Annotated in this window: 24 protein-coding genes; 15 read left to right on the top strand and 9 right to left on the bottom strand. The window is 63.5% G+C overall.

What is annotated here, in order from left to right; translation table 11 throughout:
* Positions 1 to 3 precede the first annotated feature (3 nt).
* On the bottom strand, positions 4 to 1,350 hold the full coding sequence (locus ONG87_RS02750) for an aspartate aminotransferase family protein (protein WP_122480267.1): 1,347 nt from the start codon (positions 1,348 to 1,350) through the stop codon (positions 4 to 6).
* 121 nt (positions 1,351 to 1,471) lie between these two features.
* On the opposite strand from ONG87_RS02750, the gene ONG87_RS02745 reads away from it, so the two are divergent.
* The 4 genes from ONG87_RS02745 (at position 1,472) to ONG87_RS02730 (ending at position 4,505) form a co-directional block, all read left to right on the top strand.
* A complete protein-coding gene (locus tag ONG87_RS02745) occupies positions 1,472 to 2,389 on the top strand; it encodes a LysR family transcriptional regulator (protein WP_122480268.1) in 918 nt (305 codons plus the stop codon).
* A 97-nt stretch (positions 2,390 to 2,486) separates the two neighbouring features.
* A complete protein-coding gene (locus tag ONG87_RS02740) occupies positions 2,487 to 3,149 on the top strand; it encodes a TetR/AcrR family transcriptional regulator (RefSeq protein WP_122480269.1) in 663 nt (220 codons plus the stop codon).
* Between the two features lie 25 nt (positions 3,150 to 3,174).
* Positions 3,175 to 3,765, top strand: a complete 591-nt coding sequence (locus ONG87_RS02735; protein ID WP_192059166.1) for a YigZ family protein — start codon at positions 3,175 to 3,177, stop codon at positions 3,763 to 3,765.
* 56 nt (positions 3,766 to 3,821) lie between these two features.
* Positions 3,822 to 4,505, top strand: a complete 684-nt coding sequence (locus ONG87_RS02730; protein ID WP_192059165.1) for an SDR family oxidoreductase — start codon at positions 3,822 to 3,824, stop codon at positions 4,503 to 4,505.
* A gap of 90 nt (positions 4,506 to 4,595) precedes the next feature.
* Here ONG87_RS02730 and ONG87_RS02725 read toward each other — a convergent pair whose 3' ends face one another.
* Positions 4,596 to 5,687: a calcium:proton antiporter gene (locus tag ONG87_RS02725; RefSeq protein ID WP_122480272.1), complete on the bottom strand. Its 1,092-nt coding sequence runs from the start codon at positions 5,685 to 5,687 to the stop codon at positions 4,596 to 4,598.
* Positions 5,688 to 5,781: 94 nt separating this feature from the next.
* Positions 5,782 to 6,699: a LysR substrate-binding domain-containing protein gene (locus ONG87_RS02720; RefSeq protein ID WP_122480273.1), complete on the bottom strand. Its 918-nt coding sequence runs from the start codon at positions 6,697 to 6,699 to the stop codon at positions 5,782 to 5,784.
* 102 nt (positions 6,700 to 6,801) lie between these two features.
* Between ONG87_RS02720 and ONG87_RS02715 the strand changes: the two genes are divergently transcribed.
* The 6 genes from ONG87_RS02715 (at position 6,802) to ONG87_RS02690 (ending at position 13,086) form a co-directional block, all read left to right on the top strand.
* Positions 6,802 to 8,175: an L-serine ammonia-lyase gene (locus tag ONG87_RS02715; RefSeq protein WP_264382167.1), complete on the top strand. Its 1,374-nt coding sequence runs from the start codon at positions 6,802 to 6,804 to the stop codon at positions 8,173 to 8,175.
* 174 nt (positions 8,176 to 8,349) lie between these two features.
* Positions 8,350 to 9,246 carry a Fe(3+) dicitrate ABC transporter substrate-binding protein gene (locus ONG87_RS02710; RefSeq protein WP_240998859.1) on the top strand — a complete coding sequence of 299 codons (897 nt, stop codon included), beginning with the start codon at positions 8,350 to 8,352 and terminating at the stop codon, positions 9,244 to 9,246.
* Positions 9,247 to 10,236, top strand: coding sequence for an iron-dicitrate ABC transporter permease FecC (gene fecC, locus ONG87_RS02705; protein ID WP_264382166.1), 990 nt, complete (start codon positions 9,247 to 9,249; stop codon positions 10,234 to 10,236).
* Complete coding sequence (locus ONG87_RS02700) at positions 10,233 to 11,201, top strand: iron chelate uptake ABC transporter family permease subunit (protein WP_122480277.1); 969 nt, start codon at positions 10,233 to 10,235, stop codon at positions 11,199 to 11,201. Before fecC ends, ONG87_RS02700 begins: the two co-directional genes overlap by 4 nt.
* A 4-nt stretch (positions 11,202 to 11,205) precedes the next feature.
* Positions 11,206 to 11,997, top strand: a complete 792-nt coding sequence (gene fecE, locus ONG87_RS02695) for a Fe(3+) dicitrate ABC transporter ATP-binding protein FecE (RefSeq protein WP_192059159.1) — start codon at positions 11,206 to 11,208, stop codon at positions 11,995 to 11,997.
* Between the two features lie 135 nt (positions 11,998 to 12,132).
* Complete coding sequence (locus ONG87_RS02690) at positions 12,133 to 13,086, top strand: adenosine deaminase (RefSeq protein ID WP_264382165.1); 954 nt, start codon at positions 12,133 to 12,135, stop codon at positions 13,084 to 13,086.
* Between the two features lie 36 nt (positions 13,087 to 13,122).
* On the opposite strand, the gene ONG87_RS02685 is transcribed toward ONG87_RS02690, so the two are convergent.
* The gene (locus ONG87_RS02685) at positions 13,123 to 13,818 is read right to left on the bottom strand and encodes a helix-turn-helix transcriptional regulator (RefSeq protein WP_122480280.1); all 696 of its coding nucleotides are present in this window, start codon (positions 13,816 to 13,818) and stop codon (positions 13,123 to 13,125) included.
* A 414-nt stretch (positions 13,819 to 14,232) separates the two neighbouring features.
* On the opposite strand from ONG87_RS02685, the gene ONG87_RS02680 reads away from it, so the two are divergent.
* Complete coding sequence (locus tag ONG87_RS02680) at positions 14,233 to 14,412, top strand: hypothetical protein (RefSeq protein ID WP_122480281.1); 180 nt, start codon at positions 14,233 to 14,235, stop codon at positions 14,410 to 14,412.
* On the opposite strand, the gene ONG87_RS02675 is transcribed toward ONG87_RS02680, so the two are convergent.
* On the bottom strand, positions 14,409 to 15,602 hold the full coding sequence (locus ONG87_RS02675; RefSeq protein WP_264382164.1) for a multidrug effflux MFS transporter: 1,194 nt from the start codon (positions 15,600 to 15,602) through the stop codon (positions 14,409 to 14,411). The genes ONG87_RS02680 and ONG87_RS02675 overlap by 4 nt on opposite strands.
* 48 nt (positions 15,603 to 15,650) lie before the next feature.
* Complete coding sequence (locus tag ONG87_RS02670; RefSeq protein ID WP_122480283.1) at positions 15,651 to 15,848, bottom strand: heavy-metal-associated domain-containing protein; 198 nt, start codon at positions 15,846 to 15,848, stop codon at positions 15,651 to 15,653.
* A gap of 156 nt (positions 15,849 to 16,004) precedes the next feature.
* Here ONG87_RS02670 and ONG87_RS02665 point away from each other — a divergent pair, with 156 nt between their 5' ends.
* Complete coding sequence (locus ONG87_RS02665; RefSeq protein ID WP_264382163.1) at positions 16,005 to 16,391, top strand: hypothetical protein; 387 nt, start codon at positions 16,005 to 16,007, stop codon at positions 16,389 to 16,391.
* 57 nt (positions 16,392 to 16,448) lie between these two features.
* Complete coding sequence (gene cueR / locus ONG87_RS02660) at positions 16,449 to 16,850, top strand: Cu(I)-responsive transcriptional regulator (protein ID WP_264382162.1); 402 nt, start codon at positions 16,449 to 16,451, stop codon at positions 16,848 to 16,850.
* 36 nt (positions 16,851 to 16,886) lie between these two features.
* Here the strand turns inward: cueR and ONG87_RS02655 are convergent, their stop codons facing one another.
* A complete protein-coding gene (locus tag ONG87_RS02655) occupies positions 16,887 to 17,780 on the bottom strand; it encodes a PA4780 family RIO1-like protein kinase (protein ID WP_122480286.1) in 894 nt (297 codons plus the stop codon).
* Positions 17,781 to 17,945: 165 nt separating this feature from the next.
* A complete protein-coding gene (locus tag ONG87_RS02650; protein WP_122480287.1) occupies positions 17,946 to 18,728 on the bottom strand; it encodes a helix-turn-helix transcriptional regulator in 783 nt (260 codons plus the stop codon).
* A gap of 87 nt (positions 18,729 to 18,815) precedes the next feature.
* Here ONG87_RS02650 and ONG87_RS02645 point away from each other — a divergent pair, with 87 nt between their 5' ends.
* Positions 18,816 to 19,847, top strand: coding sequence for a bile acid:sodium symporter family protein (locus ONG87_RS02645; protein ID WP_185795258.1), 1,032 nt, complete (start codon positions 18,816 to 18,818; stop codon positions 19,845 to 19,847).
* On the opposite strand, the gene ONG87_RS02640 is transcribed toward ONG87_RS02645, so the two are convergent.
* Positions 19,834 to 21,123 (bottom strand): acetyl-CoA C-acetyltransferase, encoded by a 1,290-nt coding sequence (locus ONG87_RS02640; protein WP_264382161.1) that lies wholly within the window; start codon positions 21,121 to 21,123, stop codon positions 19,834 to 19,836. The genes ONG87_RS02645 and ONG87_RS02640 overlap by 14 nt on opposite strands.
* A gap of 131 nt (positions 21,124 to 21,254) precedes the next feature.
* Between ONG87_RS02640 and ONG87_RS02635 the strand changes: the two genes are divergently transcribed.
* Positions 21,255 to 22,595 carry a 3-oxoacyl-ACP reductase gene (locus tag ONG87_RS02635; protein ID WP_264382160.1) on the top strand — a complete coding sequence of 447 codons (1,341 nt, stop codon included), beginning with the start codon at positions 21,255 to 21,257 and terminating at the stop codon, positions 22,593 to 22,595.
* Position 22,596: the final 1 nt, after the last annotated feature.

The following is a 22,596-nucleotide window of genomic DNA, read 5'->3' as shown; positions in this document are numbered from 1 at the left end:
AGGTCAGTCGATCTGGTTGAGGGCTTCGCCAACAGCATCGAACAGGCGATCGAGGTCTTGCGGCTGGGCGTTGAAGGTTGGGCCGAACTGCAGGGTGTCGCCGCCGAAGCGCACGTAGAATCCGGCTTTCCATAGCTTCATGGACACCTCATAGGGGCGCACGATGGCATCGCCATCGCGTGGCGCCAGCTGGATCGCACCGGCAAGGCCATAGTTGCGAATGTCGACGATGTTCTTCGCGCCCTTGACGCCGTGCAGCACGTTTTCGAAATGCGGTGCCAGCTCGGCGACGTTCTGCACCAGGTTTTCGCGCTGCAGCAGCTCCAGCGCGGCAAGGCCGGCGGCGCAGGCCACAGGGTGCGCCGAGTAGGTATAGCCGTGGGGGAACTCCACGGCGTACTCGGGCGTCGCCTGGTTCATGAAGGTCTGATAGATCTCGGTGCTGGCGATGACCGCACCCATCGGAATGGCGCCGTTGGTGATCTGCTTGGCGATGCACATCAGGTCCGGGGTCACGCCGAAGGTGTCGGCGCCGAACATGGCGCCGGTGCGCCCGAAGCCGGTGATGACCTCGTCGAAGATCAGCAGGATATTGTGCTGGTCGCAGATTTCACGAAGGCGCTTGAGGTAGCCCTTGGGCGGTGGCAGCACGCCTGCCGAACCCGCCATGGGCTCGACGATCAGGGCGGCGATGTTGGAAGCGTCGTGCAGCTCGATGACCTTGAGCATTTCATCGGCCAAGGCAATGCCACCCTCCTCCGGCGATCCCTTGGAATAGGTATTGCCCGGCAGCAGGGTATGGGGGATGTGGTCGACATCCATCAGCTGGCCGAACATCTTGCGGTTGCCGTTGACGCCGCCCAGGCTGGTGCCGGCAACGTTGACACCGTGGTAGCCACGGGCCCGGCCAATCATCTTGGTCTTGGTGGCCTGGCCTTTCAGGCGCCAATAGGCACGGACCATTTTCACGGCGGTGTCGCAGCACTCGGAGCCGGAGTTGGTATAGAAGACGTGATTGAGATTGCCGGGAGTCAGGTCGGTGATTTTTTCCGCCAGCTGGAAGGACAGCGGATGGCCGTACTGGAACGCGGGCGAGTAGTCGAGCACACCGAGCTGACGCGACACCGCTTCCTGGATTTCCTTGCGCGTATGGCCCGCACCGCAGGTCCACAGGCCGGAGAGGCTGTCGTAGATCTGCCGGCCCTTATCGTCGGTCAGCCAGCTGCCTTGGGCCGCGACGACGATCCGCGGGTCACGCTGGAAGCTGCGGTTGGCGGTGTACGGCATCCAGTGAGCATCCAGCTTGAGCTGGCTGGTGATGCCGACAGGGGCGTTCTCGGGCATGTTCATGTGCACAGACCTCATTGAGCGATTGAAGACGCGATGACAAGCGTGTTGCCTCTACGGTGTCACGACGATAAAGTCTGGAAAACCCAACTTTTTCGATCTTCAGTCAGGCAGCTACTAAACTATGAGCCGTCGCCCCGATCCGCTCGCGCAGGTCAGTGATTTCGATATTCGCCTGCTGCGCATCTTTCGCAGCGTGGTGGAGTGCGGCGGCTTTTCTGCGGCGGAAAACGTCCTGGGCATCGGTCGTTCGGCGATCAGCCAGCAGATGAGCGACCTCGAGCAGCGTTTGGGCCTGCGCCTGTGTCAGCGTGGCCGCGCAGGGTTTTCCCTGACCGAAGAAGGCCGCGAGGTCTATCAATCGGCGCTGCAGTTGCTGGCGGCGCTGGAAAGCTTCCGCACCGGCGTCAACGGCCTGCACCAGCACCTGCGTGGCGAGTTGAACATTGGCCTGACCGATAACCTGGTGACGCTGCCGCACATGCGCATCACCCATGCGCTGGCGCAACTCAAGGACCGTGGGCCCGATGTGCGCATCCAGATCCGGATGATCGCGCCCAGCCAGGTCGAGCAGGGCGTGCTCGATGGCAGCTTGCATGTTGGCGTGGTGCCGCAGTCGAGCCCGCTGTCGGGGCTGGAGTACCAGCCGCTGTACAGTGAGCGTTCGTTGTTGTACTGCGCGGTCGGCCACCCGCTGTTCTACGCCAGTGACGAGGCGCTCGATGGCGACCGCCTCAACGCACAGGAAGCCATCGCGCCGACATTTCGTCTGCCAGCCGATATCCAGGCGCGTTACCAGGTGCTCAAGTGCACAGCCAGCGCCTCGGATCGCGAGGGCATGGCGTTTCTGATTCTGACGGGACGCTACATCGGCTACCTGCCCGACCATTACGCCACTTTCTGGGTACAACAGGGGCGTCTGCGTGCGTTGAAACCGAGCGAGCGGTTCTATGACCTGACGTTGTCCTGGGTGACGCGCAAGGGCAGAAGGCCCCATCTGGTGCTGGAAAGCTTCCTGGAAAGCCTGGCGCAGACGCGCTGAAGGATCGTCGTGGTTTATCCATCAAGGCTTGTCGGATCAGGGCGGGTACGCTATCAACGCATCTGCAGTATTCAAACGATCGGTTCGGAAATCGCCCATGAGTCTCGAAGTCCCCGCGCACAGCGCCTCGGTCAGTGGCAAACCTGCCAGCCGCATCCGCCAGAAGAATGAAGAAGCGATTCTAAAAGCGGCCGAAGACGAGTTCGCCCGGCACGGTTTCAAGGGCACCAGCATGAACACCATTGCGTTGAATGCAGGCTTGCCCAAGGCCAACCTGCACTATTACTTCACCAACAAACTCGGCCTGTACATTGCGGTGCTGAGCAACATCATCGAGCTGTGGGACAGCACCTTCAATACGTTGCGCGCCGAGGATGATCCGGCGCAGGCGCTGACCCGCTACATCCGCGCCAAGATGGAGTTCTCGCGCCGCCAGCCACTGGCGTCACGGATCTTCGCGATGGAGATCATCAGCGGCGGCGAGTGCCTGAGCGAGTACTTCAGCCAGGACTACCGCAGCTGGTTCGCGGGGCGTGCCGCGGTGTTCCAGGCCTGGATCGACGCCGGCAAGATGGACCCCGTCGACCCGGTGCACCTGATCTTTCTGCTGTGGGGCAGTACCCAGCATTACGCCGACTTCGCCACGCAGATCTGCCGGGTGACCGGACAGGCGCGCCTGACGCGGCATGACTTCGAACACGCCAGTGACAACCTGATCCGCATCATTCTGAAAGGATGCGGCTTGACCCCTGCGGTGTGATCACTGCAACAGCCAAGAGATAAGCATGCCTTCTACCCTGCTGGGACCCTGCGAGTACCGCGAGGAGATTCGCAAGAGTCGATTCATCACCCTCGCCGCGCCGATAGCCAGCGTGCAGGACGCCCAGGCCTTCATCGAACAGACCAGTGACCTGGCCGCGACCCATAACTGCTGGGCGTGGAAACTGGGCGATCAGTACCGCAGCAACGACGATGGCGAGCCAGGCGGTACCGCAGGCCGACCGATCCTGGCGGCGATCGAGGCACAGGATTGCGATCAGGTGGTGGTGCTGGTGATTCGCTGGTACGGCGGCATTCAGTTGGGTACAGGAGGGTTGGCCCGTGCCTATGGCGGAGGGGCGAACAAATGCCTGCAGCAGGCGCCCAAGCGCCTGTTGATCGCGCGGGTGGCGGTGAGCTGTTCCTGCACATTCAGTGAGCTGGCCCTGGTCAAGCTTCGGGTGGCCGAGGTTCAGGGGTTGGTGACTGCAGAAGATTTCACCAGCAATGGGGTCGATCTGCAGCTGGCAGTGGCCAGTGAGGCCATCGCTACCCTGGCGCAGCAGCTTGCCGACCTTTCCAGGGGACGGATCGTGCTGCAAGCCGTCGCGTCTTGAGCGCGTCGTTGCTGACAGCGAGTGCTAGTCTGTTTCCTTTGTTCAGGAGAGTGGCAATGACAACTGCAAAGAAAGCGTTGGTGATTGGTGCATCCCGTGGCCTGGGTCTGGGGCTGGTGGAACGCTTGAGCGAAGATGGCTGGGAGGTGACGGCCACGGTTCGCGATCTGGACAAGGTGCCGCCGGCGCTGACGGCCACCGGCGCGAAGGTGGAGGCGCTGGAGATGACTCGCCTGGAGTCCATGGACGCCCTGAGCCTGCGACTGCAGCAGCAGACCTTCGACCTGCTGTTCATCAATGCCGGGGTGTCCGGGCCGGCGGGCTACAACACCGACCAGGCCAGCGATGCAGACATCGGTGAACTGTTCGTCATCAATGCCGTGGCGCCGATCCGTCTGGCCCAGCGCCTGGCGGGCAATGTCGCCGATGGCGGCGCGATCGCCTTCATGAGTTCGGTGCTGGGCAGTGTGGCGATGCCTGAAGGGTCGCCCATGGCCTTGTACAAGGCGAGCAAGGCGGCCTTGAATTCGATGACCAATACCTTCGTGACCGAGTTGGCGCGGCCGCAGTTGACGGTGCTGTCGATGCATCCGGGCTGGGTGAAGACCGACATGGGCGGCGACGGTGCCAGTCTGGACGTTGCCACCAGTACCCGTGGATTGGTGGATGTGATCACCGCGCAGCTGGGCAAGGGTGGGTTGCAGTTTCTCGATTACAGGGGCGAGAAGATCGACTGGTGAGGTCCGAGGGAAGCGGTGGTGTCAGCGGGGGCCTCTTCGCGGGCACTGCCCGCTCCTACAGGATGCGGGCGTTGCCAGGTAGACGGTGGTTTACAGGCCCAGGATCGATAGCATGATGAAGGTCGCGAACAACACGAAGTGAGTCATGCCCTCGATGGCGTTGGTTTCGCCGTCGTTGAGGTTGATCGCGCAGACCAGCAGGGTGATGAAGATCATCACTGTCTGCACCGGTGTCATTGCCATCTGGAACGGCTGGCCGCTGTACAGGGCCAGGCCTTCCATGACCGGTACGGTAAGGATCACCGTTGACAGCGAGGCACCCAGGGCGATGTTGACCACCGACTGCATGCGGTTGGCCAATGCTGCACGCAGTGCAGTCAGGATTTCCGGCGCAGCGGAAATGGCTGCCACCAGAATGGCCGTCATCACCGGTGGTGCGCCGGTGCCCTCGAGACCCAGGTCGATGGTCTTGGACATGACTTCGGCCAGGGCGCCGATGACGACGATACCGAACACCAGGGTACCCACCGACCAACCCAGGTGAACCGGCTTCTCGGGTTCGGTGGTCACGCCCTTGCGCTTCTTCTTTTCCGGATAGTTGTAGCTGAAGAAGTAACTGTGCGGCCCGACCTGCATGCGCAGGAACAAGGCGTAGAGCACCAGCATGGCGCCGATGGTAAAGCCTGAGTAGACCTTCCAGTTGCCCTCGGGGATGAACTCCGGCACCACCATGGACACACCCATGGCGGTGAGGATCATGACGCTGTAGCTGCGCGCCGAATCGTCATTGTAGGACTGTTCGCCATGCTTGAGCCCGCCCATCAGTGCCGCGAGCCCGAGAATGCCGTTGATGTCGAGCATGACCGCCGAATAGATGGTGTCGCGCACCAGGGTCGGTGATGGCTCGTTGCTCATCATGATGCCCAGTACCACCACTTCGACCAGCACCGCCGACAGGGTGAGGATCATGGTGCCGTAGGGGTCACCGAATTTTTCGGCGAGCAACTCGGCGTGCCCGGCAACTCGCACCGAGGCGAAGATGATCGCCACGACCAGGGCGATACCCGCGCCCAGTGCCATGCCTTGACCATGGCTGAGCAGGTAGTGCTCGGCCGGGAAGGCAATGCATGCGGCGATCACCGCCAGAAGTAGAAATTTTTCCTGCTTGAGTAACGCGATCATGGCCTGCCTTCGCTGATTGCTGCGACCTGTGCCGCTGAAAGTAACTGGATGTAACAAGAATCAGCGGATCAGAGTACGCGACAGCTGCAAAGGTTCAGGGGCAGACCTGTGCCTGGGCCACCAACCAGTCATGGATGGCACGTCGGGTTGGCGTATTGAGTGCGCCTTCGCGGTACGCCAGCACGTATTTCTTGCGGGCCTGGATGGGCCATCCGAACGGCACGATCAGCGAGCCTTGTTCCAGCTCGTCGGTGATCAGCGCGCGACGGGCGATGGCAACACCCATGCCCATGCGCGCCGCATCGATGGTCAGGTGATTGCGATTGAAAGTGTGGCCGCGGCGCACATCGATGCCTTCGGCGCCTATCGCCGAGAGGTAGAACTCCCACTCTGCATATTCATAGCTGCCGCGCCAGGCGGTTATGTCGTGCAGCAATGGGAAGTGCACCAGCTGGCCAGGGCTGTCCAATGGCGGACGACCCTCAAGCAGAGTGGGCGAGCACACCGGGAACAGCTCCTCTTCCAGCAACGGTGTAGTGACCAGGCCTGGGTAGCTGCCATCGTTGAGGTCGATGGCCAGGTCGAAATCGTCGTCACGCAGTGAGCCGCTGCTGTCCTCGGCGATCACCCGCAGCTGGAGCTCGGGAAAAGCCCGCTCGAGGCTGGGCAACCGTGGCATCAGCCACTTGCTCAAAAAGGAAGGGATGCTGCGCAGCTTGAACACCCCGCCGATGGTGCCGGAATGCAACAGCCGCAGTTCTTCGTCGATGCGGCTGTGCACTTCGTTGGCGACCACCGCAAGGCGCTGGCCCTGTGCAGTCAATTGCAGGCCGCGACCCACCCGATGGAACAGCGCAAAGCCCAGGCGATCTTCCAATTGCTTCATCTGCTGGCTGATGGCACCGGGGGTCACATGCAATTCATCGGCGCAGCGGGTGAAGGACAGATGCCGCGCGGCGCAGGCAAACACCTGCAGCCAGGCGTGCATTTGGGCATTGAGGATCTTGCTCATCGGTGAGCCCCGCTAAACAGTGACTTAGTAAGTATCGTTTGTCTGAAATGTCTGTCAGGCCAAAGATAAGGCACGAGTGTATAGAGAGAGAATGAGGCAGACATGGCTATCAGCGTATTCGACATGTTCAAGATCGGCATAGGCCCCTCCAGTTCGCATACGGTGGGCCCGATGCGCGCCGCTGCCCTGTTTGCCAAAAATCTCACCGAACAAGGCATGGCACCGCTGGTGGAGCGGATCGAAGCCCGCTTGTATGGCTCGCTGTCCGCCACCGGCATAGGCCATGGCAGTGACCGCGCGACCTTGATGGGCTTGATGGGCGAATGGCCCGATCGGGTCGACCCGGACACCGTCGGGCCTCGGGTCGACGAAGTGATCCAGCGGCAATGCCTGCAGCTGGGCGATCACACGATTCGTTTCGACTGGCAGCGCGACATGCTTCTGCTCGATGAGAGCCTGCCCTACCACCCCAATGGCATGACCTTGGTGGCGCACCTGCAGAACGGCGAGGTGCATGAGCAGACCTACTATTCGGTTGGTGGCGGTTTCGTGGTCGATGCCGAGCAGGCTGCCAGCGGTGTGCTGGACAACGACACCACCGTCCTGCCCTACGACTTTTCCTCGGCGGCGCAGTTGCTGAGCCTGTGCAAGCGCACCGGCCTGAGCATTGCGGCACTGATGATGGAAAACGAAAAGGCCTGGCGTTCCGAAGCGCAGATCCGCGAACAGTTGGCGGTGATCTGGCAAGCGATGCAGGCTTGCGTGGATAAAGGTCTGACCGGGCAAGGCATTCTGCCAGGCGGGCTGAACGTGCGCCGCCGGGCCTATCGTCTGCACCAGAACCTGCAGGAGATCGGCAAGCCCAACGTCATTGGCTCCACCCTCAGTGCCATGGAATGGGTCAACGTCTTTGCTCTGGCGGTGAACGAAGAGAATGCCGCCGGCGGGCGCATGGTGACCGCCCCCACCAACGGCGCGGCCGGGATCATTCCGGCGGTGTTGCACTACTACATGAAGTTCTGCCCGGAAGCGTCGGCCGACGACGTGGTCCGGTTCTTCCTGGCAGCTGCGGCGGTAGGCATCCTGTGCAAGAAGAACGCGTCGATTTCCGGCGCCGAGGTGGGTTGCCAGGGTGAAGTGGGTTCGGCTTGCGCCATGGCGGCTGCCGGCTTGGCCGAGGTGCTGGGTGCCACGCCCGAACAGGTCGAGAACGCAGCGGAAATCGGCCTGGAGCACAACCTGGGGCTGACCTGCGATCCGGTCGGAGGGCTGGTCCAGGTGCCGTGCATCGAGCGCAATGCGATTGCCGCGGTCAAGGCGATCAACGCCGCGCAAATGGCGCTGCGCGGTGATGGCGAGCACTTCATCTCGCTGGATCACGCCATCCGGACCATGCGTGACACTGGCGCCGACATGCACGACAAGTACAAGGAAACCTCGCGCGGCGGTTTGGCGGTCAACCTGGTGGAGTGCTGAGTTGCACCCCTCGTTTCGAAGGTAATTCCGAAAGCGCGAAACACTCGTAAAAGAGAATGTTTTTTGATCACGACAGCCTGATATGGAATAGTACCCGCCGTTTTTGCGCGCCCGCCCAGCGCGCAGGTTCCACAGCGAAGGTATTTGTCCATGCGCAGTTCCCGCCTCACCTCGATGATCGTCGCCAGTGCCCTGGCCTTGTGCACACGGCTCATCGTCGCAGCGCCCATCGATATCAACGATGGCCAACACACCGTCCATCTGCCCCAGGCGCCGCAACGTGTGGTGGTGCTGGAGTTCTCCTTTCTCGATAGCCTGGCGGCAGTGGGCGTCACCCCGGTTGGCGCCGCCGACGATGGCGATGCCAATCGCGTATTGCCCAGAGTACGTCAGGCCATTGGTCAGTGGAGCTCGGTGGGCCTGCGCGCCCAGCCCAGCATCGAACAGATCGCGCGGCTCAAACCTGACCTGATCATTGCCGATCTCAATCGCCATCAGGCGCTGTACGCTGACCTGGCAAGCCTGGCGCCGACCTTGCTGCTGCCTTCGCGCGGGGAAGACTATGAAGGCAGCTTGAAGTCCGCCGAGTTGATTGGCCGGGCGTTGGGCAAGAGCGAGGCGATGCAGGCGCGGATCGCGCAGAACCGTCGCAGCCTCGCCGACATCGCCGGGCAGGTGCCCGCCGGTACCAAGGTGCTGTTCGGTGTGGCGCGGGAAGACAGCTTCTCCGTACATGGACCGCACTCCTATGCGGGCAGCGTATTGGCGGCAATCGGTTTGCAGGTTCCGCCGGTACGCAGCAACGCGGCACCGACCGAGTTCGTCAGCCTGGAACAACTGCTGGCGCTGGACCCTGCCTGGCTGCTCGTCGGGCACTACCGGCATCCGAGCCTGGTCGACAGCTGGAGCCAGCAGCCGCTGTGGCAAGTGCTGGGCGCAGTGCGCAATCATCAGGTTGCAGAGGTCGACGGTGACACCTGGGCCCGCAACCGCGGGGTGATGGCGTCCGAGCAGATTGCCGAAGACGCATTGGCCATTCTCAAGGGCGGCAAAGCCGCCATGACGCCCTGAATGAGGCGTTGGTGGGCGATGGCGCTGGGCACGGTGGTCGTCGCCGGGCTGTTCTGGATGTCGCTGTACGCCTGGTCGCCGTTCACGATCAGCCAGGCGGATGCCTTCAACGGGCTGTTCAGCCAGGGCCGTGAGGGCGGCAACATGGCCTATATCGTCGCCCAGCTGCGGGTGCCACGGGCACTTTGCGCGGCGTTGGTCGGTGCCTGCCTGGGACTGGCCGGTGCATTGATGCAGGGCATTACCCGCAACCGCTTGGCGTCGCCGTCCCTGTTCGGGGTCACGGCAGGCGCCGCGCTGGGCCTGGCGTTGTTCTCCACGGGCCTGGTGGCCCTGCCGTTCGCAGGCGGCGCGTTGCTGATGACGTGTGTGGGGGGTGCCCTGGCCTGGGTGATCGTTTTCAGCCTGGGTGGCGCCTGGTCCCCAGCGGCGGCGCAAGGCCGACTGGTGCTGGCCGGAGTGACCGTGGCGGCACTGTGTGCGGCGTTGACGCGGCTGACCGTGATACTGGTCGAGGCGCAGGCACAGAGCGTGCTCAACTGGCTGGCCGGATCGCTGGCCAACGTCGGTGCTGCGCAACTGCAACTGTTGTGGCCCTGCTCTCTGATCGGTGCCCTGTGGGCACTCTTCTGCGCGCCACGCCTGAACCTGGTGAATCTGGGCGAGGATGCGGCTCGCTCGCTGGGCGTTGGTATCGCCGGCCTGCGCCTGCAGGTGTTTTTCGCCAGTCTGCTGCTGGTGGGTGCCAGTGTCTGCGCGGTTGGTCCGATCGGCTTCGTGGGCCTGATCGCGCCGAACATCGCCCGGCAATACCTGGGCAACGACTATCGCTGGCTGATTCCGGCGAGCGCCTTGCTGGGTGCGGCGATCGTGCTGGCGGCCGATCTGGTCAGCCGCGCCGTGGCCTTCCCGGCGGAGACGCCTGCCGGGGTGGTGACCGCGTTGATCGGCGCACCGTTCTTCCTTTACCTTGCCAGGCGCACGCAATGATTCGTCCCTACCCTCGCCTGCTGATCCTGCTCGCGCTGTTGCTTGCGGCGCTGTGGCTGAGTTTGAGTGCAGGCACCTCATGGCTGGCGCCGAATGCAGTGTTCGAGCGTTTGCTGGCGCATGACCCGCTGGACTTCGAGGTGTGGAACCACCGCCTGCCGCGCGGGCTGATCGCGATCCTGACCGGCAGCGCCCTGGGCCTGGCCGGCGCCCTGGTGCAGGGGGTGATTCGCAACCCGCTGGCTTCCCCGGAGATTCTGGGGGTGACCCAGGGCGCCGGGCTGGCCCTGACCATTGCCATCATCGCGGTACCGCAGCTGCCCTTTACCTGGCTGCCGCTGGTGGCCGGCGTGGGCGGCGCCGGCGGCGCACTGCTGCTGGCGCTGTACAACAGCGGTGTGAGTTTTTCCGGCGTGCGCTTTGCGTTGTCCGGGGTGGCGATCGCCGTGACCCTGTCGAGCATCACCGAGTTTCTGATTCTGTCGCACCCGCTGGACATCAACACGGCGTTGCTGGCCTTGACGGGCAGCCTGTGGAGCCGCAGTTGGCATCATCTGGCGCTGGCCCTGCCGTTCGTGGTGCTGATGCCATTGGCGCTGGGCCTGGCGAAACCGCTGAACCTGATCGGCCTGGGCGACGAAGCGGCCCACAGCCTGGGTACCGCACTCAAGCGCACACGCTGGCTGGCGATGGGCGCAGCGGTGCTGTTGAGCAGCCTGGGGGTGGGCATCATCGGCCCGGTTGGCTTTCTTGGCTTGGTCGCGCCGCACATGGCGCGCCGCCTGGTGGGCGGGCATCATCAGCACCTGCTGCCGGCCTCGATGCTGATCGGTGCTCTGTTGCTGGTGCTGGCCGACACGCTGGGACGCACACTGATCGCGCCCAGCGAGATCCCGGCGGGCGTTCTGACCGCGGTCATCGGCGCACCTTACTTTCTCTGGCTGCTGGCACGCTTCAAGGGCTGACATCATGAGCATCATCAAGGCCGACGGCGTCGATATCGGCTACGGCGCCACGCCTATCGTACGCAATCTCTCGTTCACCCCGCCTGCCGGGCAAGTCACCGCGCTGATCGGGCCCAATGGCTGTGGCAAGTCGACGCTGCTCAAGGCCCTGGCACGCATCATCACGCCGCAATGCGGGACGGTGAGCCTGGATGGCCAACCCTACGCGCAGCTGTCGTCGCGCGCGTTGGCGCAGCATGTGGCGTTTCTGCCGCAGGTATTGCCCATTCCCGAAGGGGTCAGCGTTGCCCAACTGGTGGCCTATGGGCGCAGCCCGCACAACAGCTTCTGGGGGCGCCTGAGCGGCACGGACCGCAATGCCGTGGAGCAGGCCCTGCAGCGCATGGGCCTGGAATCACTGGCCGACACCGCGCTGGCGGACCTCTCCGGCGGCCAGCGGCAAAGGGCCTGGCTGGCCATGGTGCTGGCGCAGGATACGCCGGTGGTGTTGCTCGACGAGCCCACGACCTACCTGGATATCAGCCATCAGGTCGAGCTGCTCGACCTGATGCGCCAGCTTGCCGCCGAAGGCAAGACCGTGGTTACGGTGTTGCACGATATCAACCAGGCCTGCCGCTACGCCGATCATCTGGCGGTGATGCATCAAGGTCGCCTGGTGGCCGATGGTCCGCCTGGGCAGGTCGTCGATGCCCAATTGATGCAGCAGGTATTCGAGGTGCAGGTGCAGATCGTCCGTGAGCCGGTGGCGGGCACGCCGATGTGCGTGGTGGAAAAAAGCACGCGCGCCTCGACGTGAATGGTCTGGCCCCCGACCGGGGCCGACCCGCCGGGCGTCGGCACGAACCTGCCGGTTGGGCCCTCGCGGCTGCGAGTGAAGGGCAATACCTGTAGAATCGGGCACGATTGCACCTGATGAGAGAACGAAAACACCATGTACGACTGGCTCAATGCCTTGCCCAAGGCCGAACTGCACATGCACCTGGAAGGCTCGCTGGAACCCGAGCTGCTGTTCGCCCTGGCCGAGCGCAACAAGATCGCGTTGCCCTGGAATGATGTAGAGGCGCTGCGTGGAGCCTATGCGTTCAATAACCTGCAGGAGTTTCTCGACCTGTATTACCGCGGTGCCGACGTGTTGCGCACCGAGCAGGATTTCTACGACCTGACCTGGGCCTATCTGTTGCGCTGCAAGGCCCAGAACGTCGTACACACCGAGCCGTTCTTCGATCCGCAGACCCACACCGACCGCGGTATCGCCTTTGAAACGGTGCTGGGCGGCATCACTGCCGCACTGAATGACGGCCGTACCCAGCTGAACGTCGACAGCGGGCTGATCCTTAGTTTTCTGCGCCATTTGAGCGAAGACGAGGCGCAGAAGACCCTGGATCAGGCCTTGCCTTTCCGTGATGCGTTCGTTGCCGTGGGTCTGGACAGCTCCGAGATGGGCCATCCGCCGAGCAAGTTCAAGCGCGTGTTCGACCGCGCCCGCGACGAGGGCTTCCTGACAGTCGCCCACGCCGGTGAGGAAGGCCCGCCCGAGTATATCTGGGAAGCCCTGGACCTGCTCAGGATCCAGCGCATCGACCACGGCGTGCGTGCCATCGAGGACGAGCGCCTGATGCAGCGCATCATCGACGAGCAGATTCCACTGACCGTATGCCCGCTCTCCAACACCAAGCTGTGTGTGTTCGATCACATGGGCCAGCACAACATTCTCGACATGCTCGAGCGCGGCGTGAAGGTCACGGTCAATTCCGATGACCCGGCCTATTTCGGCGGCTACGTCACCGAGAACTACCACGCGCTGCACATCCATCTGGGCATGACCCAAGACCAGGCTCGGCGCCTGGCGCAGAACAGCCTGGATGCTCGCCTGATCAAGCAATGAGGCCGGCGGGGTCGAACCCCCGCCTCGCCCGCCCCATCACGTACCCAAGCGACCGATCTCGCTCATGCCCAGACGGGTAACCTGCAGCGTGCGGCTGTCTTCGTTGAGCTTGAGCCAGCCCGACTGCAGGAACAGGGTCAGCAACCCTGCACCCAGTGCGCCGCCGACGTGCGGGCGCTGGGTGCTCCAGTCGCAACAGCTGTGCAGCGGCTGGCGCTCGCGATTGACCAGTGCCTGCGTATAGATGCCTTGGCTGGCCAGGCGGCTGCTGCCCAGCGCCGTCACCTCGAGCCGCTGTTCATAGTGTTCGAGCCAGCCGTTCTGGACCATGCGCTGGAACAGGTCGGCCGCCAGCACGCCGCCCAGATGATCACCGCACAGCCGCACCTGATGCAGGGCCTTGGGCGAGCGCGGTTTGGGCACGCTGATGCGCGCCGCCATTCCCGCATTGGCTTGCACCAACGAGACGCTGGCCAATGCCTCCACCGCCGCCCCTACTTCAGGCTTGGCCAGACGGAAGAAACGCTTGCGCCCACGCGCTTCGAGGGTCAGCAGACCACCTGCCGACAGCCGCGCCAGATGCGCGCCTGCCGACGAGGGCGAGACACCTGCCAGCGATGCCAGCTCGTCGGCGCCTCGCGTGGTGCCGTCGATGAGCGCCCAGAGCATGGCGCTGCGCTTGGGGTCGGCCAGCAATGTGGCGATCCGGCTGATGCAAGGTGTTGGTTGCATGTGTTCACTCCCTGTGGAAACGTTCGTCAATCTGGCAATGGTTGCCGGGGTGATTATATGCACCCCGCCGTTGTACGGAATTGGACGAAAGCGCCGGGGACGAGCATCGAATGCGAGGGGTGTGCAATACCCTGTACTTGTATGGCCCGCCCTTACCGACGGCATTTTCCGGGACGCTTGCTCAAGCGCCCGCAACGCGTCGCTCTGTTGCCTGAAGACCGGTTGGATACATCATTCATTACAGGTTTGACCCCACAGCCGGGGCGGACTTTTCCCGCAATGTCCGTCCTTGCAGACCTACATGATTGTTTGGTTCGCGCTGCCTCGCCGTCAGTCTGACGGGCACCCGATGACGCTCGCACGCCCGAAATGAGGACTACACTGGGTCCTCATCTCGAGCCCGAGGACATCGCAATGAAAGTTCTTCTTTCTGAGTTGAAGCAACCACGTGGCAGCTGCTGGCAGGTGCGTATGGACCAGCATGCGGTGTCATTCCGCAGCGAAGCCGAGGCGCGGGCCTTCATCGCCACCCTCGAAGCCCGCTTGCAGGCGCCCCACGGCCTGCCGCAGGCGCGGGGGGCCAGCGCCGGTTAGCGGGCTGTCTGCAGGTCGCGCCGTTGCTGGCAGCGGCGTGTCAGTACTGCCGCACAGACGGCAAGGATGCCGCAGCCAGCGATCACCCAGGCCATCGGCATTGCCGTGCCGTCGTGCAGTAATCCGACCAACGACGCGGCGGCGGCGGCAAGACTGAATTGCAGGCACCCCAACAGCGCCGAAGCGCTGCCGGCGCGGGAGCCCTGTCCGCTCATGGCACACGCCGAGGCGTTGGGGATGATCCCGCCCAGGCTCGCCAGACAGACGAACAATGGGATCAGCAATGGCCACAAGACCGTTGGCCGCAGCGCACTGAGTGCCAGCAGCACAGCACCCGCTGCCATGTACACCCATACGGTGCGTGACAGCAGCAACGCCGGACCGCGGCGCGACAGAAGGCGCGCATTGACCTGCGCCATCAGGATGAACCCTGCGGCATTGCTGCCGAACAACCAGCCATAGTGTTCGGCGGGTACGCCGTAGAGCTTGATGAACACGAACGGTGACCCGGCGATGTAGGCGAACATGCCGGCCATGGCGATTCCGCCGGTCAGCGCATGCCCCATGAACACAGGGTCCAGCAACAAGCCGCCGTACAGCCTGGGGGCGCCTGCAAGGGGGCGTCTTGGCCTGTCGGCGGGCATGCTTTCCGGCAGGCCCAAGGCGACGGCCAAGGTGCAGGCGGCGCTGAACAGGGTGAGCAGGATGAAGATCCACTGCCAGCCCCAACTGTTGACCAGTACGCCACCGAGCATGGGTGCCAGGATCGGCGCCAGGCCCATGACCAGCATCAGTTGCGAGAACACCTTGGCCGAGCCGACTGCATCGCATTTGTCGCTGACGATGGCGCGGGCCAGCACCATGCCAGCGCAACCGCCCAGGGCCTGGACGAAACGGGCAACGATGAGCCAGTCCAGGGTGGGTACGAAGGCACAGGCCAGCGAAGCTGCGGTGAACAGCGAAACGCCCACGAGCAGGGGCACCCGGCGACCGAAGCGATCGGCGACCGGGCCGTAGATCAGTTGGCCGATCGACAAACCTAGGAAGTAGGCAGCCAGGGTGGTCTGGATGTGCTTTTCGTCGGTGCCGAAGGCAAGCGCCATGGCAGGGAAGCCCGGCAGGTAGAAGTCGATCGCCAGGGGGCCGAATGCGCTGAGCGCCCCCAGGATCAGAATGGTCTTGAAGTTCATCGGGTATTCACTACGTCCTGACAATACAGGCGACGTAGTCTAACCGGGTTACGCGGGTGTCGCGCTGTAGCCTTCTTCGCTGATCAGCTGGACGATTCGCTCGGGCGGCAGGTTGCTGTCGATTTCGACCTTGCCGACTGCCAGGTCGATCTGGACCTGGGCAGCCGGATCCTGAGCGGTGATTGCCTGGGTCACGGCACGTACGCAGTGGCCACAGGTCATGCCTTGCACGGTGAACTGTTGCATGGGTGATACCTCGCTGGACGGGATTGCGATCATTCTCAACCTTCCCATCGGGGCAAGGTCAAGGTAAAGATCAAGTTCTGCACGGATCGGCCGGGCTGGAATTCCCCGTGCGGCTCGTCCAAGCTGGACGCTTGCCACCCTGCCAGGAGTAACTCGATGCGCCCTACCACTGCATGGCTTTTCGGAATGTGTGCCCTGGCAGCGCAGAGCTGTTGGGCCGGTGCCAGTACCGGTCAGCCATACGGCATTCTGATCGTTTCCCGCGAGCGCCTGGAAGTCGCCACGTCCTGCGAGATCGGGGTGTACCTGCAGGACCAACTGGTCGGGCGGCTGTTTCAGGAGCAGGCCACGTCGTTCAACCTGCCGCCAGGCCCCGTGTCGGTCGGTTTGCGTCAGCTTCCGGGGCAAACGCCTGGGTGCGCGCCGGGCATGACCGAGTACAAACCGGTAATCGTGACCCTGCAGGCCGGGCAGATTCAGAAATTCCGTATCGCTGCAGGCAACGCCGGCTTGTACTTGAAGCCCGAGCCACTGGAGTATTGACCTTGCCGGAGGGGCAAGGTTGATACTGGCGCAAACGCATCCGAGGACATTTCGAGCATGAACATTGGCCAGGCCGCCCGCGAAAGCGGCCTCAGCGCAAAGATGATCCGTTACTACGAGTCGATCGGCCTGCTCGCGCCAGCCGTGCGCAGCGACAGCGGCTACCGCCTGTATCAGGCAGCGGACGTGCACACGCTCGGTTTCATCAAGCGTTCGCGCGACCTTGGGTTTTCCCTGGAGGAAGTGGCCAGGCTGCTCACGCTGTGGCAAGACCGCAAGCGTGCCAGCGCCGACGTGAAGCAACTGGCTCGCCGGCATATCGACGACCTCGACCGCCGCATCGGCGAGCTGAGCAGCCTGCGCAACACCCTTGAACACCTGGTGGAACACTGTCACGGCGATGACCGCCCGGACTGCCCGATCCTTCAGGAGCTGGCATCCGGGGGCTGTTGCAGCTGACCAAGGGAAAACGGCGTCAGCTGGCAAGCAGGCCGCTTATTGCAACCAGGGCGGAGGCGGTTCTTCCGTTGTCTTGGTCGGCTGGTCATCGGCCTCGCGTGCGGCGCGTCGGCGAATGTCGTCCAGGCGCGCGGCCTCGATTTCACGCATGACCCCGCCCACATCGGCTTCCACTTCTTCCTCCGCGAACTCGCCGGTCAGCACGCTGGCCGGGTGCAGTTTGCCTTCTTCGTACAACGCCCACATTTCCTTGGCGTAGCGCGTCTGGCGAAGCTCGGGAGCGAACCTGCCGAAATAGCTGGCCATGTTGCCGACGTCACGCTCGAGCATGCTGAAGGCATGGTTGTTGCCCGCCGCATCCACGGCCTGCGGCAGATCGATGATCACCGGGCCATCGGGCGTCAGCAGCACGTTGAACTCGGAGAGGTCGCCGTGCACCAGGCCTGTGCACAGCATCAGCACGATCTGGTGGATGAGGAACGCGTGGTACTCGCGCGCCTGGTCCGGTTCCAGCTCGACGTCGTTGAGACGTGGGGCTGCATCGCCGTCCTCGTCGCAGATCATCTCCATGAGCAAGACGCCCTCGAGAAAATCGTACGGCTTGGGCACACGCACACCGGCACTGGCCAGCCGGAACAACGCCGCGACCTCGGCGTTCTGCCAGGCGTCCTCGGTTTCCTTGCGGCCGAACTTGGAGCCCTTGGCCATGGCCCGAGCCTGTCGGCTGTTGCGCACCTTGCGGCCTTCCTGATACTCGGCCGCCTGGCGAAAGCTTCGTTTGTTCGCCTCCTTGTAGACCTTGGCGCAGCGCAATTCCTTGCCACAGCGCACCACATAGACAGCTGCTTCTTTACCGCTCATCAGCGGTCGCAGCACCTCGTCCACCAGACCGTCCTCGATCAGCGGTTCAATGCGTTTTGGAGTCTTCATCAGCTTTTATTCTGGGTCCTTCGTAGCCAAACACGCGAATTCTGGCGGCATCGTCTCACAGCGAGCGCGGCTTGCCGACCCGAGCCTGTAAAAGGATGCAAACAACTCGCCAAGCGGTGGACGATCATAGCGCTTTCGCAGCTGATGGACAGCGGCGCTCACGCATTAAAGCTCGCCAGGAGTGAAACCGAACAGCGCCTTGAACGCTGCGATGAAGGCCGATGTCGATTCATAACCGTTGTTCAATGCGGCCGTGGTCACACTGTCACCGTTTTCCAGCGCCTGCAGCGACGACAGCAGCCGCATGCGCTGCCGCCAGGCCCGATAGCTCATGCCGGTTTCGCGCTGGAACAGGCGCATCAGGGTCTTTTCCGACGTTCCCAGGCGCCCTGCCCACTGGGTCAGCGTGGTGGCCTGATCGGGAGCAGCGATCAGCTGGTTGCACAACGCCAACAGCCGATGATCCCTGGGCAGGGGCAACGAGAACGCCACCTCGGGCAGGCCTGCCAACTGATCCAGCAATACCTGCACCAGACGTGACTGAGCGGTGTCACCGGCTGGGTAGTCATGGGGCAATTCGCAGAAACCCTTGATCAGTTCGCGTGCCAGCGGGGTGACCTCGAGCACCTTGCAGTGCTCCGTGAGGAAGGGCGACTCTTCTCTGCGCACGTACAGACTGCGCATCTCGGCGCGCATCGAGGTAACGACCTTGTGTTCCACTCCCGCCGGAATCCAGATACCCCACTGCGGCGGCGCGAAGAAACTGCCTTCATCGGTGTGCACGCCGAGGACGCCACTGATGGCGTAGGAAAACTGCGCCCAATCATGTCGATGGGCGGGCGTCCACGATCCCGCACCCAGGCTTTCGGCACGCGCATACAACGGTCGAGGCAGGCTTGCCAGGGCGGGTATGGGGCGTGGTGACGATGCATGTCCGTTTGGCGGCATTGATTGGCCCTCTGTCGCAAGACGGCAATAGAGTGCCTGAGTTAGCCTGCCGTTCTCAATGTCCATCGACGCACAGGCGATTCATTCATGCACATTCTCAAACACCTCAAGCGCGTGGTAACCGATTGGTTCCTCTGCGGCATGGTGCTGGCAGTCCTGCTGGCCTGGATTTTTCCGAGGTTCGGCGCCACCGGCGGTGCCATGCACGCAGGTCTGGTGACCAATATCGGCGTGTTCGTGGTTTTTTTTCTGCATGGCATGAACCTGTCCAGCGAGCAGATCCGCCACGGATTGAAGAACTGGCGCCTGCATGTGATGGTGCAAGCCTTCACCTTCGTGGTGTTCCCGCTGCTGTGGCTGGCCTGCGACAAGACCCTTGGCGCGTTCATTCCCGGCACCTTGATGGTGGGCTTTCTGTACCTTGCCGCCCTGCCCTCGACCATTTCGTCATCGGTGGCATTGACGGGCAGTGCGGGCGGCAACGTGCCGGCAGCGATCCTCAACGCCAGCCTGTCGAGCGTGCTGGGTATCTTCATCACGCCGTTTCTGTGCGCGCTGGTGGTCGGTGGCGGTTCGGGGGGCATCGACCTGGGGGAAACCCTGCTCGACCTGTGCGCCATGCTGCTGTTGCCGCTGGTGCTGGGGCAACTAATGCGGCCGTTGTTCGGCAAATTCTTCGGCCGGCACAAGCGCTACACCAACTTGATCGACAAGGCCGTGATCCTGCTGCTGGTGTATGCCGCCTTCTGCAATTCGATGGTATCGGGGCTGTGGCAGCAGCAGGGCGCATCGGTATTGGCCATGGCCGTGGGCGGGAGCGCCTTGCTGTTGGCGCTGATCCTGCTGCTGACCACACGCACCGCCAAACTGCTGGGCTTCAGCCACGCCGACAAGGTGGCCGCCGTGTTCTGCGCCAGCAAGAAGTCATTGGCGGCAGGCGCACCGATGGCGGCGTTGATCTTCGGCAGCAACCCCGGGCTGGGCTTGATTCTGCTGCCGATCATGATCTATCACCCGCTGCAGCTGATCGTGTGTTCGATCATGGCGGAAAACTATGCCAACCAACTGCGCGTGGAAGCGACCAGCGTGCCCGTGGGCGCAACCGTCAGCGCTCGATGATTGCCGTGACGCCCTGGCCACCGGCTGCGCAAATCGAAATCAGGCCGCGACCGCTGCCTGCGTTGTCCAGAAGCTTGCTCAGGTTGCCGAGGATGCGCCCTCCGGTGGCCGCGAACGGGTGCCCTGCCGCCAGTGAACTGCCCTTGACGTTGAGGCGGCTGCGGTCAATCGAACCCAGCGGCGCATCCAGGCCCAAGCGCGTGCGGCAGTAGTCTGCATCCTCCCAGGCCTTGAGGGTGCAGAGCACTTGTGCGGCGAAGGCTTCATGTATTTCGTAGTAATCGAAATCCTGCAGGCTCAAGCCGTTGCGCGCCAACAGCCGCGGAACCGCGTAGACCGGCGCCATCAGCAGCCCTTCCTGCCCTCCCACGAAGTCCACTGCAGCGGTTTCCCCATCGCGCCAGTACGCCAGCACCGGCAGCCCGCGCTCCGTGGCCCAGGCTTCGCTGGCCAACAGCACCACCGACGCGCCGTCGGTCAAGGGCGTGGAATTGCCTGCCGTGAGCGTGCCCTGCCGGTTTTTCTCGAACACGGGCTTGAGCGCCGAAAGTTTTTCCAGGGTCAGGTCGGGACGCAGATTATGGTCGCGGACCAGCCCGCCGAATGGCGTGGTGAGATCGTCCTGCCAACCTTGCGCATAGGCGGCGGCCAGGTTCTGGTGACTGCGCAGCGCCAGCTCATCCTGTTCGTGACGTGGGATGTTCCAGTGCTGCGCCATCAGCTCGCAATGCTGCCCCATCGACAGACCGGTGCGCGGCTCGCCATTGCGCGGCAGTTCGGGCCGCAAATGCTGCGGCCGCAGTTGCAGCAATGCCTTGGCCCGTTCGCCGAGCGATTTGGCCCGATGCGTTTGCAACAGGATCTGACGCAAGCCTTCATCGACCGCGATGGGCGCATCGGATGCACTGTCGACACCGCCGGCAATGCCGCATTCGATCTGGCCCAAAGCGATCTTGTTGGCCACCAGCAGCGCGCTTTCCAGACCTGTGCCACATGCTTGCTGAACATCGTAGGCCGGCGTTTGTGCCGACAGCCGCGAGCCCAGTACGCTTTCACGGGTCAGGTTGAAATCGCGGGAATGCTTGAGCACCGCACCGGCCGCGACCTCACCCAGGCGCAGGCCGTGCAGACCATAACGCTCGATCAGGCCTTCGAGTGCGGCCGTGAGCATGGCCTGATTGCCGACTCGGGCGTAGGGCCCGTTGGCGCGAGCGAATGGGATACGATTGCTGCCAACGATGGCAACCCGGCGCACCGTATGCGTGTCTAGGTTCATGTCGAACCTCCTGGATTGAAAGGCGGAAGCGAGATTCCGGGTCGAGCATGATGCATGGCACGGGGCCCGGGCGAACGACGCGCGCCTTGCCGTGGTCCACACTTTGAACCCTTTGAACCGGAGCACGTTCCATGTCCGATCGATATATCGACTTCGCCAACTCCGACCTCGGTCGTCGCCTGGTAGGGGCCATCGGCCTGCCTTCGCCGGCACGCCTGGAGCGCTGGCAAGGCGGACGGTTGCGACCGGTGGAAGGTGCTCTGCTGCTGGGCGGCGGCGGGCTCGCCGACAAGGTGGCCAGCTTCGCTTCGCGCTTGACCGACACCGCGTACGGCGCCGCCGACCTCCCAAGCTGGACCGCTGGCCTTGGGCCCAAGCTCAAGGCCGTGGTGTTCGACGCCAGCGAGATCGTCGATGGTACCCAACTGGCACGCTTGCGCGAATTCTTCCAGCCGGTGATCAAGAGCCTGGACCACAACGCGCACATGGTCATTCTGGGACGCAACCCCCGCGACCTCGAAGACCCTGAAGCACACATCGCCCAGCGCGCCGTGGAAGGTTTCAGCCGGTCGCTGGCCAAGGAGTTGCGCAACGGTGGCACCTTGCAGCTGCTGTATGTCGCGCCTGACGCCGACGAACAGCTGGAAGGTGCGTTGCGCTTCTTTCTTTCGCCCAAGAGTGCGTTCGTGTCGGGCCAGGCGCTGTCGCTGCAGGCCAGCGCCCGCCAGGTCACTGACTGGACCCGCCCGTTGGCAGGGCGCAAGGCGCTGGTCACCGGCGCCGCACGCGGCATCGGTGCGTCGATCGCGGAAACCCTGGCGCGCGACGGCGCCGAAGTGATCCTGCTCGATGTGCCCCAGGCACGCCATGACCTGCAAGCGCTGGCGGCACGGCTGGGCGGTCGCACGATAGACCTGGACATCTGCGCCGACGACGCTGCAAGCCAGCTGATCGCCGCGCTGCCGGAGGGAATCGACATCGTGGTGCACAACGCTGGCATTACCCGCGACAAGACCCTGGTCAACATGACACCCGACTATTGGGACTCGGTGCTCGCGGTCAACATGCTCGCTCCGCAACGGCTGACCCAGGCGCTGTTCGACAGCGGCACGCTGCGCGATGACGGGCGCGTGGTACTGCTTTCCTCGACGTCAGGGATTGCCGGCAACCGTGGGCAGAGCAACTATGCCGCGAGCAAGGCCGGACTGATCGGCCTGGCGGAAGCGTTCGCCGCCAGGCTGGCCACGCGCGGTGCGACCATCAACGCCGTGGCCCCTGGCTTCATCGAAACCGGCATGACGGCGCAGATGCCCTTTGCCGTGCGCGAAGCCGGGAGGCGCATGAGCTCACTGGGCCAGGGTGGCCAACCGCAGGACGTTGCCGAGGCCGTTGCCTGGCTGGCGCAGCCCGGCAGTGGTGCGGTCAATGGCCAAGTGCTGCGCGTGTGCGGCCAAAGCATTCTGGGGGCCTGAC

This window comes from Pseudomonas sp. MM227 (assembly GCF_947090715.1).
GTDB classification, from domain to species: Bacteria; Pseudomonadota; Gammaproteobacteria; order Pseudomonadales; family Pseudomonadaceae; genus Aquipseudomonas; species Aquipseudomonas baltica.
This window is presented reverse-complemented; position numbering and strand designations above follow the sequence as displayed.

What these genes read in the sequence shown, in the direction of transcription:
- fecE (WP_192059159.1), top strand. Translation starts at nt 11,206, where the DNA reads ATGAGCATCATCAAGGCCGACGGCGTCGATATCGGCTACGGCGCCACG.
- ONG87_RS02645 (WP_185795258.1), top strand. Translation starts at nt 18,816, where the DNA reads ATGCACATTCTCAAACACCTCAAGCGCGTGGTAACCGATTGGTTCCTC.
- ONG87_RS02685 (WP_122480280.1), bottom strand. Translation starts at nt 13,818, where the DNA reads ATGCAACCAACACCTTGCATCAGCCGGATCGCCACATTGCTGGCCGAC.
- ONG87_RS02680 (WP_122480281.1), top strand. Translation starts at nt 14,233, where the DNA reads ATGAAAGTTCTTCTTTCTGAGTTGAAGCAACCACGTGGCAGCTGCTGG.
- ONG87_RS02690 (WP_264382165.1), top strand. Translation starts at nt 12,133, where the DNA reads ATGTACGACTGGCTCAATGCCTTGCCCAAGGCCGAACTGCACATGCAC.
- ONG87_RS02670 (WP_122480283.1), bottom strand. Translation starts at nt 15,848, where the DNA reads ATGCAACAGTTCACCGTGCAAGGCATGACCTGTGGCCACTGCGTACGT.
- ONG87_RS02725 (WP_122480272.1), bottom strand. Translation starts at nt 5,687, where the DNA reads ATGATCGCGTTACTCAAGCAGGAAAAATTTCTACTTCTGGCGGTGATC.
- cueR (WP_264382162.1), top strand. Translation starts at nt 16,449, where the DNA reads ATGAACATTGGCCAGGCCGCCCGCGAAAGCGGCCTCAGCGCAAAGATG.
- ONG87_RS02720 (WP_122480273.1), bottom strand. Translation starts at nt 6,699, where the DNA reads ATGAGCAAGATCCTCAATGCCCAAATGCACGCCTGGCTGCAGGTGTTT.
- ONG87_RS02650 (WP_122480287.1), bottom strand. Translation starts at nt 18,728, where the DNA reads ATGCCGCCAAACGGACATGCATCGTCACCACGCCCCATACCCGCCCTG.
- ONG87_RS02675 (WP_264382164.1), bottom strand. Translation starts at nt 15,602, where the DNA reads ATGAACTTCAAGACCATTCTGATCCTGGGGGCGCTCAGCGCATTCGGC.
- ONG87_RS02730 (WP_192059165.1), top strand. Translation starts at nt 3,822, where the DNA reads ATGACAACTGCAAAGAAAGCGTTGGTGATTGGTGCATCCCGTGGCCTG.
- ONG87_RS02655 (WP_122480286.1), bottom strand. Translation starts at nt 17,780, where the DNA reads ATGAAGACTCCAAAACGCATTGAACCGCTGATCGAGGACGGTCTGGTG.
- ONG87_RS02635 (WP_264382160.1), top strand. Translation starts at nt 21,255, where the DNA reads ATGTCCGATCGATATATCGACTTCGCCAACTCCGACCTCGGTCGTCGC.
- ONG87_RS02745 (WP_122480268.1), top strand. Translation starts at nt 1,472, where the DNA reads ATGAGCCGTCGCCCCGATCCGCTCGCGCAGGTCAGTGATTTCGATATT.
- ONG87_RS02665 (WP_264382163.1), top strand. Translation starts at nt 16,005, where the DNA reads ATGCGCCCTACCACTGCATGGCTTTTCGGAATGTGTGCCCTGGCAGCG.
- ONG87_RS02740 (WP_122480269.1), top strand. Translation starts at nt 2,487, where the DNA reads ATGAGTCTCGAAGTCCCCGCGCACAGCGCCTCGGTCAGTGGCAAACCT.
- ONG87_RS02640 (WP_264382161.1), bottom strand. Translation starts at nt 21,123, where the DNA reads ATGAACCTAGACACGCATACGGTGCGCCGGGTTGCCATCGTTGGCAGC.
- ONG87_RS02700 (WP_122480277.1), top strand. Translation starts at nt 10,233, where the DNA reads ATGATTCGTCCCTACCCTCGCCTGCTGATCCTGCTCGCGCTGTTGCTT.
- ONG87_RS02750 (WP_122480267.1), bottom strand. Translation starts at nt 1,350, where the DNA reads ATGAACATGCCCGAGAACGCCCCTGTCGGCATCACCAGCCAGCTCAAG.
- ONG87_RS02710 (WP_240998859.1), top strand. Translation starts at nt 8,350, where the DNA reads ATGATCGTCGCCAGTGCCCTGGCCTTGTGCACACGGCTCATCGTCGCA.
- ONG87_RS02735 (WP_192059166.1), top strand. Translation starts at nt 3,175, where the DNA reads ATGCCTTCTACCCTGCTGGGACCCTGCGAGTACCGCGAGGAGATTCGC.
- fecC (WP_264382166.1), top strand. Translation starts at nt 9,247, where the DNA reads ATGAGGCGTTGGTGGGCGATGGCGCTGGGCACGGTGGTCGTCGCCGGG.
- ONG87_RS02715 (WP_264382167.1), top strand. Translation starts at nt 6,802, where the DNA reads ATGGCTATCAGCGTATTCGACATGTTCAAGATCGGCATAGGCCCCTCC.